Origin of the sequence: Kitasatospora sp. MMS16-BH015 (genome assembly GCF_002943525.1) — a bacterium.
GTDB lineage: Bacteria > Actinomycetota > Actinomycetes > Streptomycetales > Streptomycetaceae > Kitasatospora.
Window position 1 is genome coordinate 7,546,589 of sequence record NZ_CP025394.1, and the last position, 15,632, is coordinate 7,562,220.

Annotated in this window: 11 protein-coding genes; 3 read left to right on the plus strand and 8 right to left on the minus strand. The window is 76.0% G+C overall.

Going from position 1 to position 15,632, the window contains the following annotated elements; all coding sequences use genetic code 11:
- Nucleotides 1–58: 58 nt before the first annotated feature.
- The 8 genes from CFP65_RS32365 to CFP65_RS32400 form a co-directional block, all read right to left on the minus strand.
- Nucleotides 59–904: an alpha/beta fold hydrolase gene (locus CFP65_RS32365; RefSeq protein ID WP_104819507.1), complete on the minus strand. Its 846-nt coding sequence runs from the start codon at nucleotides 902–904 to the stop codon at nucleotides 59–61.
- 78 nt (nucleotides 905–982) lie between these two features.
- Nucleotides 983–2,641: a thiopeptide-type bacteriocin biosynthesis protein gene (locus tag CFP65_RS32370; RefSeq protein ID WP_104819508.1), complete on the minus strand. Its 1,659-nt coding sequence runs from the start codon at nucleotides 2,639–2,641 to the stop codon at nucleotides 983–985.
- Between the two features lie 27 nt (nucleotides 2,642–2,668).
- Nucleotides 2,669–4,570: a TOMM precursor leader peptide-binding protein gene (locus CFP65_RS32375; RefSeq protein ID WP_104819509.1), complete on the minus strand. Its 1,902-nt coding sequence runs from the start codon at nucleotides 4,568–4,570 to the stop codon at nucleotides 2,669–2,671.
- The gene (locus tag CFP65_RS32380) at nucleotides 4,567–6,321 is read right to left on the minus strand and encodes a hypothetical protein (protein WP_104819510.1); all 1,755 of its coding nucleotides are present in this window, start codon (nucleotides 6,319–6,321) and stop codon (nucleotides 4,567–4,569) included. Before CFP65_RS32380 ends, CFP65_RS32375 begins: the two co-directional genes overlap by 4 nt.
- Nucleotides 6,318–7,493 (minus strand): lantibiotic dehydratase C-terminal domain-containing protein, encoded by a 1,176-nt coding sequence (locus CFP65_RS32385; protein WP_104819511.1) that lies wholly within the window; start codon nucleotides 7,491–7,493, stop codon nucleotides 6,318–6,320. The genes CFP65_RS32380 and CFP65_RS32385 overlap by 4 nt, the downstream gene beginning before the upstream one ends.
- Nucleotides 7,490–10,198, minus strand: a complete 2,709-nt coding sequence (locus CFP65_RS41910; RefSeq protein WP_104819512.1) for a lantibiotic dehydratase — start codon at nucleotides 10,196–10,198, stop codon at nucleotides 7,490–7,492. Before CFP65_RS41910 ends, CFP65_RS32385 begins: the two co-directional genes overlap by 4 nt.
- A 172-nt stretch (nucleotides 10,199–10,370) precedes the next feature.
- Nucleotides 10,371–10,547, minus strand: a complete 177-nt coding sequence (locus CFP65_RS32395; RefSeq protein WP_104819513.1) for a thiazolylpeptide-type bacteriocin — start codon at nucleotides 10,545–10,547, stop codon at nucleotides 10,371–10,373.
- A 37-nt stretch (nucleotides 10,548–10,584) separates the two neighbouring features.
- Nucleotides 10,585–10,767, minus strand: coding sequence for a thiazolylpeptide-type bacteriocin (locus tag CFP65_RS32400; RefSeq protein ID WP_104819514.1), 183 nt, complete (start codon nucleotides 10,765–10,767; stop codon nucleotides 10,585–10,587).
- 270 nt (nucleotides 10,768–11,037) lie between these two features.
- Between CFP65_RS32400 and CFP65_RS32405 the strand changes: the two genes are divergently transcribed.
- From CFP65_RS32405 to CFP65_RS32415, 3 genes are all read left to right on the plus strand, one after another.
- Nucleotides 11,038–11,913 (plus strand): hypothetical protein, encoded by an 876-nt coding sequence (locus CFP65_RS32405; RefSeq protein ID WP_104819515.1) that lies wholly within the window; start codon nucleotides 11,038–11,040, stop codon nucleotides 11,911–11,913.
- Between the two features lie 92 nt (nucleotides 11,914–12,005).
- The gene (locus tag CFP65_RS32410; RefSeq protein WP_104819516.1) at nucleotides 12,006–13,055 is read left to right on the plus strand and encodes a S66 peptidase family protein; all 1,050 of its coding nucleotides are present in this window, start codon (nucleotides 12,006–12,008) and stop codon (nucleotides 13,053–13,055) included.
- Between the two features lie 262 nt (nucleotides 13,056–13,317).
- Nucleotides 13,318–15,630, plus strand: a complete 2,313-nt coding sequence (locus CFP65_RS32415; RefSeq protein ID WP_158702468.1) for a tetratricopeptide repeat protein — start codon at nucleotides 13,318–13,320, stop codon at nucleotides 15,628–15,630.
- Nucleotides 15,631–15,632: the final 2 nt, after the last annotated feature.

The window sequence follows — 15,632 nt, forward strand, 5'->3', positions numbered from 1 at the left end:
CACCCGGCACGCGAAGGGCCCCGGACCGCCGTCCGGGGCCCTTCGCGCGGGTCGGGTCTCAGCCGGCGAGCTCGGCGAGCACGCGGGCGGCCTCGGCCGGGGCGGTGAGCCACTTGAGGTGGCTGCCCGGGAGGGTGCGGACCTGGTAGGGGTTGTCGGGGGTGAGGGCGTCGCCCTCGCGGATCAGGCGGTCCTGGAGGGCGAGGGGGAGGCTGGCGTCCTCGGTGAGGCGGACGTAGGCCTTGGGGATCCGGCCCCAGGTGTCGGCCTGGGCGCGGTCGTCGGCGGTGCCGGTGTCCAGGTTCTCGTCGGGCTGGAAGGTGTTGAGGAAGGTCAGGAACTCCTCGTCCGTGCCGTCGGCGAGGAAGGCTGCCTTGAAGGCGGCCAGGGCGGCCGGGTCGGCGGTGCGGAAGTTGACCCGGAGCAGGCCGAGTTCGGCCGGGTTGCCGGCCAGGGCCAGGGCGAGCGAGGCGGGGTCGACGGTGGCCATCTCGGGCTCGGCGTAGTAGGCGCCGACCTCGAGGTCGACCGGGGCCCAGGAGGAGACGTAGACGATCCGGTCGATCAGGTCCGGGCGGGCGTTGGCGGCGGCGGTGGCCGTGAGTCCGCCGCGGCTGTGCGAGACCAGGATCACCGGCCCGTGCTGCTTGGCCCGCTCGAGGACGCCGATCAGGTGCGCGACGTTGTCGGCGAGCGTGACGCCCTTGATCGCGCCGGGGGCGCTGGCCAGGCCGGCGGCGTCCTGCGGGGCCTGGTAGGCGTGGGTGAAGGTGGCGGCGAAGCCGTGGCCGGGCAGGTCGACGGCGACCGACCGGTGGCCGAGCAGGCCGAGCTCGGCCTGCAGGGGCGCGAAGGAGAAGGAATTCGCGAAGGCTCCGTGCACCAGCACGAACGTCGGTGACATCTGGTTGTTCTCTCCCCGTGAATCAGGCGGCGCCCGCTCGGCGCCACCCGATGATCATGACCGTTCGACGGCGATGGATCAAGGGCCGGCCGGTGCGGTGCGGCCGAGGGGGAGCAGGTACTGGAGGGGCTGGTCGAGGTCGCTCAGGCCGAGCAGCTCGTGGGCCAGATCGTCGTGGAAGCCGCCGAGCGGGGTGGTGGCCAGGCCCAGGGCGGCGAGGCCGAGCAGCAGGTTCTGGGCCAGGTGGCCGGCCTCCAGCAGGCCCAGCCGGAGCGCCCGGAGGCCGTACCGCTCGCGCAGCAGGCCGTAGTCGAGGTAGAGGCCGAGCAGGGCGGGGGCCTCCTCCAGGCCGATCCGGTCGGGATCGGTGGCGGGGCGGGAGAAGTAGGTGGAGAGCGCCTCGAGTTCGTCCAGCGTGGGGGCCGGACCGATCGGGCGGAGGGTGCGGCGCTCCGGGTAGACCTCGTAGGTACCGGGGGCCAGCCCGTCCACCGAGCGGGCGACCAGCCGCAGCCGGGCGGTGTAGAGCGCGCCCGCGCTCGGGTAGGGCCGGTGGGCGAGTCGGCGCAGGCCGCCGGCGGCCAGCGGCTGGTCGGTGCGGTGGCTCTCGGCGAGCGTCTCCCAGAGCAGCCCACCGAGGGTGGCGGCGTCCAGCGGCCCGGTCAGCGGGCCGCGGGCCGAGCGGCGGGTGGCCAATGCGGTGCGGAGCGTGGTCTCCGGCAAGGGTCGGGCGGCCAGCGGGAGTTCGGTGGGTGAGGGCTCGGGCGGGGTGCCGGCGAGCGGACGCAGGGCGGTGTCCTCGTTGCGGCCGATCTGGAACTTGCTCCGCTCCAAGTACTGCCGGTCCGGCGCCCGGTGGCCCTCGGGGAAGAAGGAGGGCGGCTCGCCGGAGTCGAGCAGGGTGCGGGCGGCCAGTCGGCAGACCGCCCGCTCCTCGTCCGGGCTGACGCCCAACCGGTTGAAGAGCATGTGGAGTTGGGAGCCCCAGGCCCAGCCGAGCCGACTGCTGTCTGGGTCGGGCAGGGCGCGGAGCTCCTGGTCCGCTGCGCGGACCTCGGCGACCCAGTCGGCCAGCCAGGGGGCCGCGCTGCCCTCGGCGAGCTGCCCGTGGAGCGCGTCGGCGCGGCCCAGCAGGGAGGAACGCTGCTGCGCGTAGACGGAGTTGACCCGGGAGTGGACGGCTGCGGCGGCCAGCAGCGGCACCTCGGTGACCCAGCGCCAGCCCGCCGCCTGGCCGCGCAGCCAGCGGGCGGCGGCCAGGCGGTCCAGACCGAGTGCGTGGGCGGTGGCGTGGGCGAGGTCGGCGGCGAGGACCAGGCGGGTGGTACCGGCGGCCAGCTGGTGCAGCGCCGCTACGGCGGTGCGGGTGGAGACGGTGAAGAGCCGCTCGGCGATCGGGAGCGCGGCCGGGCCGCCGTAGCGGTCGGTCTCCGGAAGGTACGGCACGGCGCTGACCTGGCCGTGCGGGGTGGGCCAGGGGCCGCTCTCGGCTGGGCACTTGGCGGCGAGCTCGGCCAGCCGGTCGGCCAGCCGGCCGGGAAGTGCGGGGGAGCGGAGGCCGCGGACCCGGATCCGCAGGTGCGGGCCGCCCTCGCCGTAGCGGATGAAGAACCACTCCTCGGCCGTGCCGGCGCTGATGAACTCTTCGAGGAGCGGGGCGAGTTGCCCGGTGACGAAGGCGTCCGTCCCCGCCGTGCCGGCGTCCAGGGAGAGGTGCAGGCTGTGCCAGTCGGCCACGGTGGTCCCTCCGGGGGGCGGGAACGGTCAGGGGAAGGGGTGCGGGTGGAGGGCCAGGTCCTCGTAGCGGAGCGGGCGGGCGGTGCGGCCGAGGCGGTGGGGCACCTCCAGCAGGCGGGGCAGGCCCAGGGTGCGGTGGTGGACGTGGCCGAAGGTCATCGGCAGGGTGCCGGGCACTATCACCTTCACGGTGTGCAGTCCGAGCCGCTCGCGGACACCCGCCTCCTCCTGGCGGACGGCGAGCACCTCCAGGCCCAGGCCGGCCAGCCGGTCGACGGTGCCGGCGAGCAGCTCGGTCAGGTCCGACACCGGTGCAGCGGTGCCGAGTTCGCGGTGGTCCACGGGGGCGGAGGTCTCGGCGAAGAGGAAGTCCAGGCGCGGGGCGGCCTCCGGGAGGGTGCTCAGGCCGACGTGGTCGTCCAGGGTGCGGACCAGCTCCGGCCGGTCGAGCATCGGCAGCAGCCGGGCCCGGTCCCAGGGCCGGTCGGCCGAGCGGGCCCGGTGCGGGGCGGCGTGCACATTGGTGACCACCTCCGCCATCGCGGAGCGGATCGCGGTGAGCGGGTCGTGGTGCGCGCCGGCGGCGAGGAAGACCCTGGGCGCCTCCGGGTGGCCGCCCCGGTAGCGGTAGACGGCGAGCACGGCCGGGATGCCGAGGTCGTTGGTGGCGTCCAGCAGGGTGAGGCGGTAGCCGGCCAGCTCGGTCCGGGCGTCGAGCGCGGCCAGCTCCGGGTCGGCCGGCAGCGCGATCCGGCGCAGCGGCGCCGCCGCGTACCAGGCCATCAGGAAGGCGTCCCGCTCGGCGACCTCGAACAGCCCGTAGAGCGCGGCCTCCTGGGGGCTGTTGCCGAGCCCGCAGCCGTTGGAGGACTCGTAGACCACCCGGGGTCGGTGGGCCGGGGTGCCCTCCCAGTAGGCGACGTGTTCCGGTACGGCGAGCGGCCGTTGGCGGGTGAGCGACCAGCCGTGCACCCAGTCGAGTTCGAGCTGCGGGTGGTAGGGCACGGTGAAGGAGTCCGGGTGGCCGTGCCAGCGCGGGTCGGGCAGACCGAGCCGCTCGGGGTCCACGGCCCGCGCCGGCCCGAGCTCGGCGAAGGAGGCCCGCAGCGAGGTCCGGCGGCCGGTCGGCCGCATCCCGGTCAGCCGCTCCACCCCCTCGAACAGGGCGATCCGTTCACCGCTGTCGAAGTCCGCCGCGCGCCCGTACCCGCCGTCGTCCAGCAGCCGCCCGTCCGTGACGTGGGCCGTGCTGAGGCAGTGCACCGAGTCCTCCGCGCGGAGCAGCCGGCGGACCGGCCCGAAGCGGTGGTCGTACAGCTCGCGGCGCAGATTCTCCCGGGTGGTGGCCGGGTTGGGGCCGCGGAGCACCCTCGGGTCGGGCAGCGGGCGCGGTGTGTACGGGAGCCGGGCGGCCTCGGCGGAGTCCGGCGGCAGCGGCGAGCAGACGGCGCAGCCGCCGAAGGGCCGGACCCGGTGGGTGGACCAGGTGGCCCGGCTCTGGTGGAGCAGGTGGACGGTGGGGCCGGCCGGGTGGCCGTCGGCGGTCTCGGTGGTGCGGAGGAGGTCGGTGGCGAGGGCCTCGGCGGCCGCGGTCAGGGCGGGGGTGAGCAGGCCGGAGAACTCCAACGACCTGCTCTGCCAGGGCACTCGGCCGCCGAGGGTGGCGAGGCGCTGGTACTCCACGCAGGAGAGGCAGGCTCCGGCGCCCGGGTGCAGGACGGGCCCGATCACGGCGAGGGCGCCGTCGCAGCGGATCACCACCTGGCGGACGGGATGGGTCAGCGCGTGTCGGCTCAACTCCTCGGCCAGGCCGAGGCTCCAGCTCTCCAGCAGCACGAGGGCCGGGCCGGCGGTGGCGGCGAGGGCCTCCTGGGCGTCAAGGAGGGGCAGGCCGGTCGTGGCGACGGGGGTCGACCGGGGGGCCGTCACGGGTGGCCTCCCGGGGTGGGCAGCACGGTGTAGCCGACGGTGCGGAGGGCGGTGGTGAGGGCGGTGGTGAGGGGGCCCGGTGGGACGGGCCCCGGTATCGGGTCGGTGAGGGCGTGGAGGGCCGCCTGGAGGGCCCGTTCGCGGGCGGCGACCTGGGCGAGCCAGCCGGTGGTCCAGCCGGTGTCCTCCCAATCGGCCGGCTGCTGACCGGCGGTGACGAGTGGGGCGGTGGCGCCGGAGGGGATCAGTGGGGCGGGCACGGGGGAGAGGGCGTTGAGGGTCGCGAAGGTGACCGCGTCGGCCGGGGTGGCCTCGACGGCGCGGCCGATCGGGGTGCGGCCGTCCAGGACGGTGGCGCGGTGGACTCCGTCGGCCAGCCGCTCGACCCGCAGACGGGTGGAGGGGCCGAGCTGGGTGACGGCCGTGCGCCACCAGTGGCAGGCCTGCGGGTCCTCGCCCCAGGCGGTGGTGGGCAGGCCGTGGCGGGGGAGGCCGAGGGTGGCGCGGCGCAGGGCGAGCCCCCGGGCGTGGGTGGGGTCCGCGCCGACGGTGAACCGGGCCTCGGGGGAGGAGAGTTCAAGTTCGGCGGCGTGGCAGGTGGCGTCGAGACGGGCGAGGTCGAGGCGGAGGCCGCCGAGGCGGAGGAGCCGGCCGGCGGCGGTCGTCTCCACCTGGGCCAGCGGGAGTTGGGGCAGCCGGCCGGGCCGGGGTGCGGCGAGGAGGCCGGTGCGGGGGTCGGTCAGGGCCGAGGCGCGGTGCAGGGCGGTGGCCAGATCGGGCGGAGGCGCGAGCTCGGTCCGCCGGTCCGGATCGAGCCGGTCGGGCCCGAGCCAGGGGTGGTACATCGCCTGCGGGGGTTCGAGCTCGGCGATCAGGACGGCGGGCAGGCCGGGGAGCAGCCGGGCGTCCTCGCCTTCGGCGGCCGGATCCGGCAGGCCGGCGAGGGCGCAGAGCAGCCGGTGGGCGGCGGCGCCCGCGAGGAGGTCGGCGAGGAGGGGGGAAGCGGTGTGGTCGGGCTGGTCGGGATGGAGGGCGGCGGCGTCGGCGAGGGCTTGGGCGGGGCTGCCCGGGTGGGTGACGTAGCCGCCGGTGGGGGTGGTGGCGAGGGCGACGGCGACGGGGTGGGCGGAGTCGGCGAGCAAGAGGACCCGGCCCGGCGCGAGTTGGGGGGCCGGGCCGCTCGGGGCGGGGGTGGTGCCACTCCGGGTGAGGGCCTGGGCGGCGGCCCGGGCGAGGGGGTGGGCGGGGTCGGCGGCGAGGACGGTGGGGGTGGCGTGGGCGAGAGCGGTGGCGGCGGCGTCCGGAGCGTCGGCGAGGGCGCGGAGCCAGGGCGGGGCGGTGGTGCTGGGCACGAGCAGGTCGTGGGTGTGGAGGTGGGTGATCAGCTGGGTGAGGGCGCGGCGCAGCGGCGAGCCGGGTGGGGCCTGGCTGGTGAGGGGGCTGGTGTCGCCGGTGCGGAGGGGCTGTTCGAGCAGCCGCCAGAGGCCGGGGAGGGCGGCGCTGCCCTCCAGCGTGACGGTGGCGCGGCGGCCGCGCAGGTGCAGCCCGTTGCGGAGCGGGGTGAAGGCGACGCCCGGGCGCAGCCGCCAGTCGGCCAGGGTGTCGACGGCGTCGGGGGCGGTCGGGGTTTCCGGTGCGGTCAGGGTTGCCGGTTCGGCCGGGGTTGCCGGTTCGACGGGGGCGTCCCGTTCGGCGAGGGCGGCGAGGGCGGTGGGGTTGGTGAGGGCGGTAGGGTCGGTGAGCCGCTTCACGAGGGCCGCTCCACGGCGTCGATCACGGCCTGGACCTGGCTGCGCCAGTCCTGGCCGGTGAGTGCCGGGACGGCGCGGACGACCAGGTGGGCGGCCAAGTACCGTTCCAGGGGCCGGATGTCGCAGAGGGTGAAGAGGCGGTAGAGGGCGTTGGTGCAGGCCCGGTAGATCAGGTAGTCCGGGCGGCTCCACATCGCGCCGGTCGGGTCGGAGCGGCGGAGCAGTCGGTGGAATTCGCTGTAGGTGGTGCGGATGTCCTGGTTCCACCGTTCGACCGCGCCCGGGTCGCCGGTGGCGGCGGCGCGTTCGCGGTACTCCAGGGGCAGGCCGTGCAGGTCGGCCCCGGCGTTGTGCCGCTCCTCCGTCAGCTCCCAGGCCGCCGTGGACCAGTCGGCCCAGCGCCGCTCCCAGCTGGTGAGCCGGCCGCCGGAGACCCGGCCGACCAGGGCGGTGACGGTCTCGCGGGAGCTCTGCCAGCGGCGGTCGAAGGCCAGGCGGAGGGAGCCGTCCTGGTCCTCGTAGACCAGGAAGTCCTCCAGGTGCGAGACGTACGACCAGTGGCCGCCGGCCAGCCCGTCGGGGTGGGCACAGGCGTGGGCGGTCAGGGCGGCGACGGCGAGTTGGACCCGGGCGGCCGCGCTGTCGCCGTGCTCGCCGAGGAAGGCGGCGGCCGAGCGGAGCGCGGGCAGGCCGGCGCGGAGCAGGTCGTCGCGCAGGGCCACCCCGTCCGGGCCGAGCAGGCCGCGCAGGGCGGTCAGGTCGACGGGTTCGATCCGGACGGTGTTGTCGGGGTGGATCGGCCCGTATGGCGGGGCGATCAGCTCGGCGCGGCCCGCGCGGGCGGCCTCGACGAGGAGTTCGGCCTCGGTGCGGTCGCTGACCGAGGGGTGGGCGGCGAGCCAGTCGCGGAGCTCGGCCGCTGCGTGCTCGGCGGTCGGGCCGAGCCGGTCGGCGGGGCCGCGCAGGCGCAGGCGCAGGTGCGGGCCGTGCAGCCAGTGGCGTTCGAGGTGGGCGGTGAGGCCGGCCTCGGCGCAGCGTTCGGCGAGCGGGAGGAGGATGCCGCGGAGCAGCGCGGCCTTGACCGGCTGGTGGTAGGAGACGACCACGTCGAGTGCGTCGGCGTCGGGGTGAGCGACGGCGGGGTCTGGTGGGGTGGGGGCGGGCTCGGTCATGGCTGCCGTCCGGGGCGGTGGGTTTCGATGACGAACTCGACCGCCTGGGTGGGGCGGTGCTGGGCGGCGGGGGCCGGGAGGGCCTCCTCGAGGATGACGCCCTCGGGGTGGCGGGCCAGCCAGCGGGCCAGGCAGCGGAGGTGGAGGGCGTTGCCCAGGTCGAGGAATTGTGGCTTGGGGCGGCCGAGTTGGATCAGGAAGTCCTCGGCGGGGCGGCCGACCGGCGCGGCCGTCGCGGGGTGCAGGAAGAGCTGCTCGGGCAGGTCGAGCAGGGCGCGCCAACGGGCGGCGGTGGCGGCGGGCACCTGGTGGTCGGCGGCCAGTTCGGCCCGCAGGGCCTCGGTCACGCCGGGCGGCAGGTGCCAGCGGCGGCGGAGCAGCACGAGGTGGCGGTGGCGCAGTCGCGGGGTGTGGAAGGCCCGGCCGCCGGGGGCCTCGATCGGGTGGTGCGGGAGGAGCGGGCGGAAGTCGACCACGCCCTCGGGGTGGTCGCTGAGGTGGGCGGCGATCCGGCAGGGCAGCATGATCGGGGCGAGGAAGCCGCTGTAGAGCAGGTCGAGCAGCTCGCCGGTGGCGGTGCGGCGCAGCCGCAGCTGGTCGGTCGGCAGGTCGTGGACCAGCTCCAGTTCGTGTTCGCCGAGGGTCACCTGGCCGGGGTGGGTGCCCAACTCCTCGGTCGTCAGCCGGGGGTGGAGGTTGGCGTTGAAGCCGCCGACCGGCCGCAGCTGGACCGCGCCCGGGAGGTGCCTGTCCAGCTCGGCGCGGATCGCCGGCCCGGCCTCCGGTGGGAGGGTGTCGAGGAATCGGCTGGTGAACCGGCCCCAGCCGCCGTACAGGTGGTTGAGGCAGAGCAGCCCGGCTGCGTCACGCTGGAGGAAGTACGCGTAGCCGAGCGGCCGTTCCCGCACCCAGGCGGGCAGCCGGGCGCCGAGCCCCTGGACGAGATCGGCGGGCAGTACGACCTCGGCGGCCCGGGTGGCGGCCGGCAGGGCGGCCCGCACCTGCTCGCGCAGAGCGATGAACTCGGCCAGGCCGGGTGGTAGTCCGTCCCCCGGGGTGGCGACGGTCAGCTGACCGGCCTGCTCCCAGGCGGCGGTGATCTCGGTGCCGAACTCCCACGGGTGTCGGCAGACGCCGCCCGGGCCGTAGCGGGCGAGGAAGCGGGCGAGGGCGGCGCGACGCACCAGGTGGCCGAGGTCGAACAGCTCGGCCAGCGCGGTGGTTTCGGCGAGCACCCGGTGGTCGGTGGTGTCGAGCAGGCCGGCCAGCGGGAGCGGGCCGGGGCTGACCACGTCCTCGGAGAGCACGTTGAACGGCACGGGAGTGGTCGGGTCGGGGTGGCCGGCCAGGGTGAGGGTGGTGCGCCACTGCTCGGCCAGGTCGGCCAGGGCCGCCGGGCGGGCGGCGGCCGGGGTGTCGGCGAACTTGGTCGTGTCGTGGTCGAGTTGGTCGATCCGGTCGGCCAACTCGGCGTTCTCGGCGGGCTCGGTGTCCTCGGGCCGGCTGCGGAGCCAGTCGGCCAGCCGGGGGAGCGGGTCGGTCTCCTGCGGGGTGACCGGCGGGACGGGCAACAGCAGCCCGGCGGTGGTGAGCTGGTCGAGGTAGCGGAGGGCCCGTGCGCCGCCGAGATGGTCGGCGAGCTCCCCGAGGCCGGTGCCCCAGGCGGCCAGCTCGCCGACCAGCCGGAGCGCCTCGGTGTCGGCGACCTCGATCTCCTCGTCGGTGGGCACCAGGTAGCGGCCGCCGGCGAAGACCGCGCCGTCGCGGACGTAGGCGGCCCGGCCGTCAGTGCGGCGGGCGGTGCTGGTGATCCGGTGCGGCAGGTGGGCCCGCCGGCCGGGGTGCTCGGTCAGCGCGTTCACCAGCGCGGTGACCAGGGTGCGGTTGGCCCGGACCACCGAGGTCAGCGGGCCGTCGAAGAAGTCCTGTTCGACGTGGGCCGGTCGGCCGGCCGGCCCGGTCAGGAGGCCCCAGCCGACGGCCGTGAACCAGGAGAGCGGGCTGGTCTTGGTGGCGGCGCGCAGCGCGTACCGGAGCACCCCGGCTTCGTCCTTGCGGGCCCGGCGGTCCGTGGCGCCGGTCGCGGTGCGCTGGATCGCGCGGAGCAGCTCGGCGCTGGTGAGGGAGACGGCGCGGCCGAGGGCGGGGTGACGGCAGAGCGAGGCGAGGGCCGCGCGTTCGGCGGCCAGGGCGGCGGGGGTCAGCGGCTGCTCGGGTGAGGTCAACTCATCGAGCAGCAGGGCCCGTTCACGGTGGAGGTCGAGCCAGGCGGCGAGCAGTGGCACCCGTTCGGGGAGGTCGCCGAGCCGGGCGAGCAGGGCCGGGCGCACCTCGCGGCCGTTGTGGAGGGCGCGGCGCAGCGGCAGCACCACCTCGCGGTGGAAGACCGGGGAGTGGCCGGGGCGGCTGTCGTGGAGTGCGTCGCCGAGCGCGGGCAGCAGGGCCGTGGCGGCGACGGTCACGCCGGTGAGGCGGGCCACTCGGGCCCGGAAGGCGGCGGCGGGCGGCGACTGCGCGGGGTGGCGCAGCACGGTGGCCCGGACCAGGGCGTACGGGGCGGTGACGATCCGGTAGTCGCCGGAGTCGAGCGAGCCGGAGTCGAGCGAGCCGGAGTCGAGCGGGCCGGAGTCAGGTGGGCCGGAGCTCGGCAGGGGGGAGATGAGGCGGGGCCGGTCGGCGGTGCCTGGTCGGGCGGGGTGCGACACGGCGGGGGCTCCCTCCGGAAGCGGGCCAGGCGGGCGAGGTGGGTGGCCGGGGCCGTCGTGGGGGAGACGGCCCCGGCCTGTGGGGGGTGGGGGGTGAGGCTGTGGGGATGGGGTGAACGCTCGGGGGCGAGCGGGTCGGCGCCGGTGTGTGGCGGGCCGGCGCCGGCGGGGGTCAGTACTGGTGGATGGGCAGCTGCGGGACGGCGCAGGAGGACGAGCCGCAGGAGGTGGAGCTGCCACCGTTGGAGGCGCCGCCCTCGGGGAGGGCGATGGTGTCGCGCATGGAGGTGACGGTGAGGTCGCCGAGGTCGAGGTCCTCGAGCTCGAAGGCGGGGGCAGGCTCGATCATGTCGGTCTCCCTGGGTGGTTGGGGGGAGTGGCGGGGGTCAGACGGGCAGAGTGGGGGGTTGCTGCACCGGCTGGCAGGAGGAGGAGCCCTGGCAGGAGCAGGAGCCCCAGGACGCGCCGCCCTCGGGCAGGGCCGAGGAGTCGCGCATCGAGCTGACGCTGATGTCGCTCAGATCGAGCTCCTCGAGCTCGAACTCAGCACCGTTGGTGTTCTCCGACATGGTGGCCTCCCTGCTGTTCGGCGACACTTCCGAGGTGCTTGCAGACATGATGGTCTTCGAGCGGATGGACAATTCCGTTGCTGCTGCGATCCGCTGATGATGTGTCATATCGCTGCGAGCTTGCGCCGGGGTCCTTGCGGCCGCCTTGGGCCCGCTGAGGAGGGGCGCGGGCCCGCCCGCACGGCCCGTCCGCCGCCCGTCAAGCGGAGGCAAAATCCGGCCCCGGGCGGTGGCTCGGAGTGGGGGAGGAGCTGTGCCATCCTGTCCGCCATGACGACAGGCACCACCGGCCCGGCAGCCGCCACGGGCCCCGCCGGCGCGCCCGCGCCCGACGCCCCGCACCCCGTCCACCCGGCCGCCGCAGGGTCGGCTCCTGCAGGGCCGGCCGCCGCAGGCCAGGCCGCCGCCCGGGCGGCGGTGAGCAAGGTCCCCGAGGTGACGGCCCTGTTCTGGCTCGTCAAGGTGCTGACCACCGGCATGGGCGAGACCACCTCGGACTACCTCGCCAACCAGCTCCTCACCCCGCCGGTGGCGGTGGGCCTGGCCGGTCTGGTCCTGGTCGCCGTGCTGGCGCTGCAGCTGGGCGTCCGCCGGTACGTGCCGTGGATCTACTGGACGGCCGTGGTGATGGTCAGCGTCTTCGGCACCATGGCGGCCGACGTGCTGCACGTCGGCCTCGGGGTGCCGTACCCGGTGTCGACCGCGGGCTTCGCGGTCGCGCTGGCGGCGGTGTTCGGCCTCTGGTACGCGACCGAGCGGACGCTGGCGATCGACAGCGTGCACACCCGGCGGCGCGAACTCTTCTACTGGGCCACCGTGATGGGCACCTTCGCGCTCGGTACGGCGGCCGGGGACCTGACCGCCGGGACGCTGAGCCTGGGCTACTTCTCCTCCGGCCTGCTCTTCGGTGGCCTGATCCTGCTGCCCGCGCTCGGCCACTGGAAGCTGCGGCTGAACGCGATCTTCGCCTTCTGGGCCGCCTACGTGCTGACCCGGCCGCTCGGCGCCTCCTTCGCCGACTGGGCCGGGGTGCCGACCAAGCGCAGCGGCCTGGGCTGGGGCACCGGCCCGGTCAGCCTGGTGCTCGCGGTGGTGATCGTGGTGCTGGTGGGCATGCTCTCGGTGCGCCACCGCCGCACCGCCTGAGACCCGGTCGGGCCCGCCCGAGCGACTCGGGCGGGGCCCGTCGGGGCGGATATTCCCGGCTGGCCGGCGGCTCGTCCCACTACGATCCGTCCATGACCGAACGATCACGCACCGTACCGCCCAAGCCCGTACCCGGTGACCGGGTGGCGTTGCTCTCGCCCGCCGCCGGGCTGCCCGCGGTGTACCCCCGCCCCTTCGAGGAGGGGGTGCGCCGCCTGATCGAGGACTTCGGCCTCAAGCCGGTCGAGTACCCGACCACCCGGACAATGGGCGCCACCCCGCAGGAGCGCGCGGCCGACCTGCACGCGGCCTTCGCCGACCCGGAGATCAAGGCGATCATCGCCAGCATCGGCGGCGACGACCAGATCACCGTGCTGCCGTACCTGGACGCGGAGCTGATCCGGGCGAACCCGAAGCCCTTCTTCGGCTACAGCGACAACACCAACCTGCTGATGTACCTCGCCGAGCTCGGCATTGTCGGCTACCACGGTGCCTGTGTGATGGTCGAGTTGGGCCGCCCGGGGGCGGTCCACCCGCTCACCGAGGAGTCCTTCCGGGCCGCGCTGTTCACCACCGGCGAGTACGAGCTGACGCCCGCCGCCGAGTTCCACGACGTGGAGCGCGACTGGGCCGACCCGGCCACCTTCGACTCCGAGCCGGAGATGGAGGCCGGCCAGGGCTGGCACTGGCACCGGCCGGACCGGGTGGTGGAGGGCGCCGCCTGGGGCGGCTGCCTGGAGATCGTCACCGACCTGCTGATCGCCGGCCGGGCCGTGCGCCCGGTGGAGGAGTTCGAGGGCGGGGTGCTCTTCCTGGAGACCTCCGAGGAGATGCCCTCCGCCCGGCGCGTCTACCGCTCGTTGCGCGCGATGGGCGAGCGCGGGCTGCTCCGCCGCTTCCCCGCGCTGGTGATGGGCCGGGCCCGCGCGTGGTCCTTCGAGCAGCCGCTGGACGAGGCCGGCCGCGCCGCCTTCCGCGCCGACCAGCGGGCGGCCGTGCTGCGTGCCCTCGCGGAGTACGCCCCCGACACGATGGCCGTCTTCGACGTGGACCTCGGCCACACCGACCCGCAGCTGGTCATCCCGTACGGCGGGCTGGTTCGGGTGGACGGTCCGGCACGGCGGATCACCGTCCGGTACTGAACCGGGCCCGGGGCCGGCCGCACCGGGCCCGAGTCGGCCGCGAATCGGCGGAGAGCCGGTGGGGCCCGTTCTCGAGCCCTCGTCTGCGGGGCGCGGGCGGACGGCGGGGGCCTGAAGACGGGCCCTGGGGCGAGATCCGGCCCGGCGTGGATCGGGCCCGCTCGGAGGCCGTAAGGTGACAGTCACGGGTCGTGGTGACGGACTGGCACCACACAGGGGCGGACGGACGTCGCGGGGCGGCGGGGCGGGGCGGTGACCGGCGGTGGCTGACACGACTTCTTCCTCCGGGGGCGCCGGCTGGCTCTCGCCGCTGGAGGAGACCACTGTGCTGCCGCCGTTCGACGAGTCGGCGCTGGAGCGCACGGCGGTGCTGCCCCCGATAACCGACGGTCCGACGGCCCCCGGGGCGGACCCGTTCGCGATGACGGTGCGTAACCTCGACCCGTTCGGCGAGTCGGCCCTGGGCCTCCGGGAGCGCGTCGAACCGCCGGTGCCGGCGGACCCGTTCGCCGTCACCGTCCGCACCGCCACCCCGCCGCCGCAGCCCGTGGGCGCACCGGTCGACATCCTGGGCGTACCGGCCGGCCCGCTCACCGCGCAGTCGGCCACCCCGCTCGGGGTGCCGACCACCCCACTCGGCGTGCCCGCGCAGCCGCTTGCCGTGCCGCCCCCGCCCGCGATGCCCCCCGCCGTCGGCGTGGCGGGCCCGGCGCACCCGTCGGCCGTACCGGCCCAGCCGCCCGCTCCGCCCCGGCAGCCGCCGCCCGGCGGCGGGTGGCCCGCCCCGCAACCGCTGCCCCCGCAACCGATGCCCTCACAACCGATGACCCCGCAACCGTTGACCCCTCAGTCGCTCTCCCCGTCACCGCTGTCCCCGCCACCCCTCGGCGCGCCACCGCCGGCCGGGTCGCCGCTCGCGAACCCGCCGGGCGTCCAGGCCACTCCGGGTGGGCAGGCGCCGCCGGCCGTGGTCGGTGGCGGTGCGCGCGGCCGGATCCTGGTGGTCGAGGGCGGGTACGGCGGCAGTGCCGGGCGTCGGCCGTGGGGGCGGGCCGGGGCCGGGCAGGCGCCCGTGCTGTCGGCCATGCTGGCCGCCGTCTCGCCGCAGATCCTGTTGGCCGCCGAGGCGGTGGACGCCGTCCACCTGCCCGGGGCGGCCGACCCGCAGAGCGTGCTGGCGCACCTGCGGGCCGCCTCTCGGCACGTCGGCCCGCTGGTGGTGCACCTCGGTGGCCACCTGGTGGCCGACCGGCGCGGCGAGCACCTCTACCTGACGCTGCGCGACTCCAAGCCCGGCACCGTCCGGCAGGACGGGCTGCCCTGGCAGGCCATCGCGGACGAGCTGCGCCACCGTTCACCCGAGTGGGACACCCTGGTGATCGCCGACCTGAGCGCCGACCAGTCGGCCTGGCCGCAGGTGCAGAGCGCGATCTCGCCGCTGATGGACGGGGTGCCGCTCTGGGCCGCCGTCAGCCCCGACCCGGAGCAGATCGGCACCTTCACCCGCGCGTTGATCGAATCCCTCCACCGGGGCACCGCCGGAGCGGGCGAGGTGCTGGCGCCCGAGCAGTTGCGCGGGCAGGTGCACTCGGTGCTGCGCCCGGACGCGATCATCCTCTCCTCCTACCCCGCCGACCGGCCGGTGTTCCGAAACACCGCCCGGCGCGGCGAGGGCGTGATCGACCCGGAGACGCTGGCCGGTCCGCGCCCGGCGGCCGTCATGCCCAAGCCGCCGACCCGGGCCGTCCGCCCGCGCCCGGGCACCCCGAAGGTCCAGCTCGCCAAGGCCGCCGAACCGACCGCGGCTCCGGCCGCCCGTCCGCCGGTCACCCTGCTCAAGGCGGGCGTGCCGCCGACCCCTCCCCGACCGGCCCGCCCGGTCTCGCTGCTCAAGTCCGGTGCGCAGCTAGCTGGTTCGCTGGTCGACCTGGCCAAGTCCGGCTCCCGGCCCGAGGATCCGCTGGACGCCGCCGAGGCTGCCCTCGTTGCGGCCTCGGCCGGCCTGGGCGTCCCGCTGCCCGCCGCAGAGGCCGAGCCGGTCGCCGGTGGGGCGACGGGGGCCCGACCCAAGGTGCCGCTGTCGAAGTCCGGTCCGGGAACGCCTGATTCCGCCGCAGCGGAGACGACCGGGGCGGCCGAGGCGGACTACCGGGAGCGGGCCGGCCGGATCGTCGCCAGCGCCGAGGCCGGTGAGCACCAGCTGGCCGACGAACTGGCCCGCGAGCTGGAGGAGTTGGCCCTGGCCGCACACGGCCCGGTGGCCGCACCCGTGCTCCAGGCCCGCCAACTGCGGGCCCACGTCGCACGGTTGGCTGGCCGGACGGCGGCTGCGGCCGAGCTCTACCGCGAGGTCGCGCTGACCCTGCTCCGCTCCCACGGCCCCGAACACCCCGAGACCCAGCAGGCCGCCACCAATGCCGAGGCCTGCTGGCGGGCCGTCGAGGACCGCGCCGAGGCGATCCGGATCGCCCCGGAGATCATCGAACTCCGGGCCCACCTCCCGGGCCCCGACGGCCGCAAACTCCGTTCCTCCGAGCGCTACTTGAAGCAGCTGGTGGCCGCCCAGCAGAGCTAGCG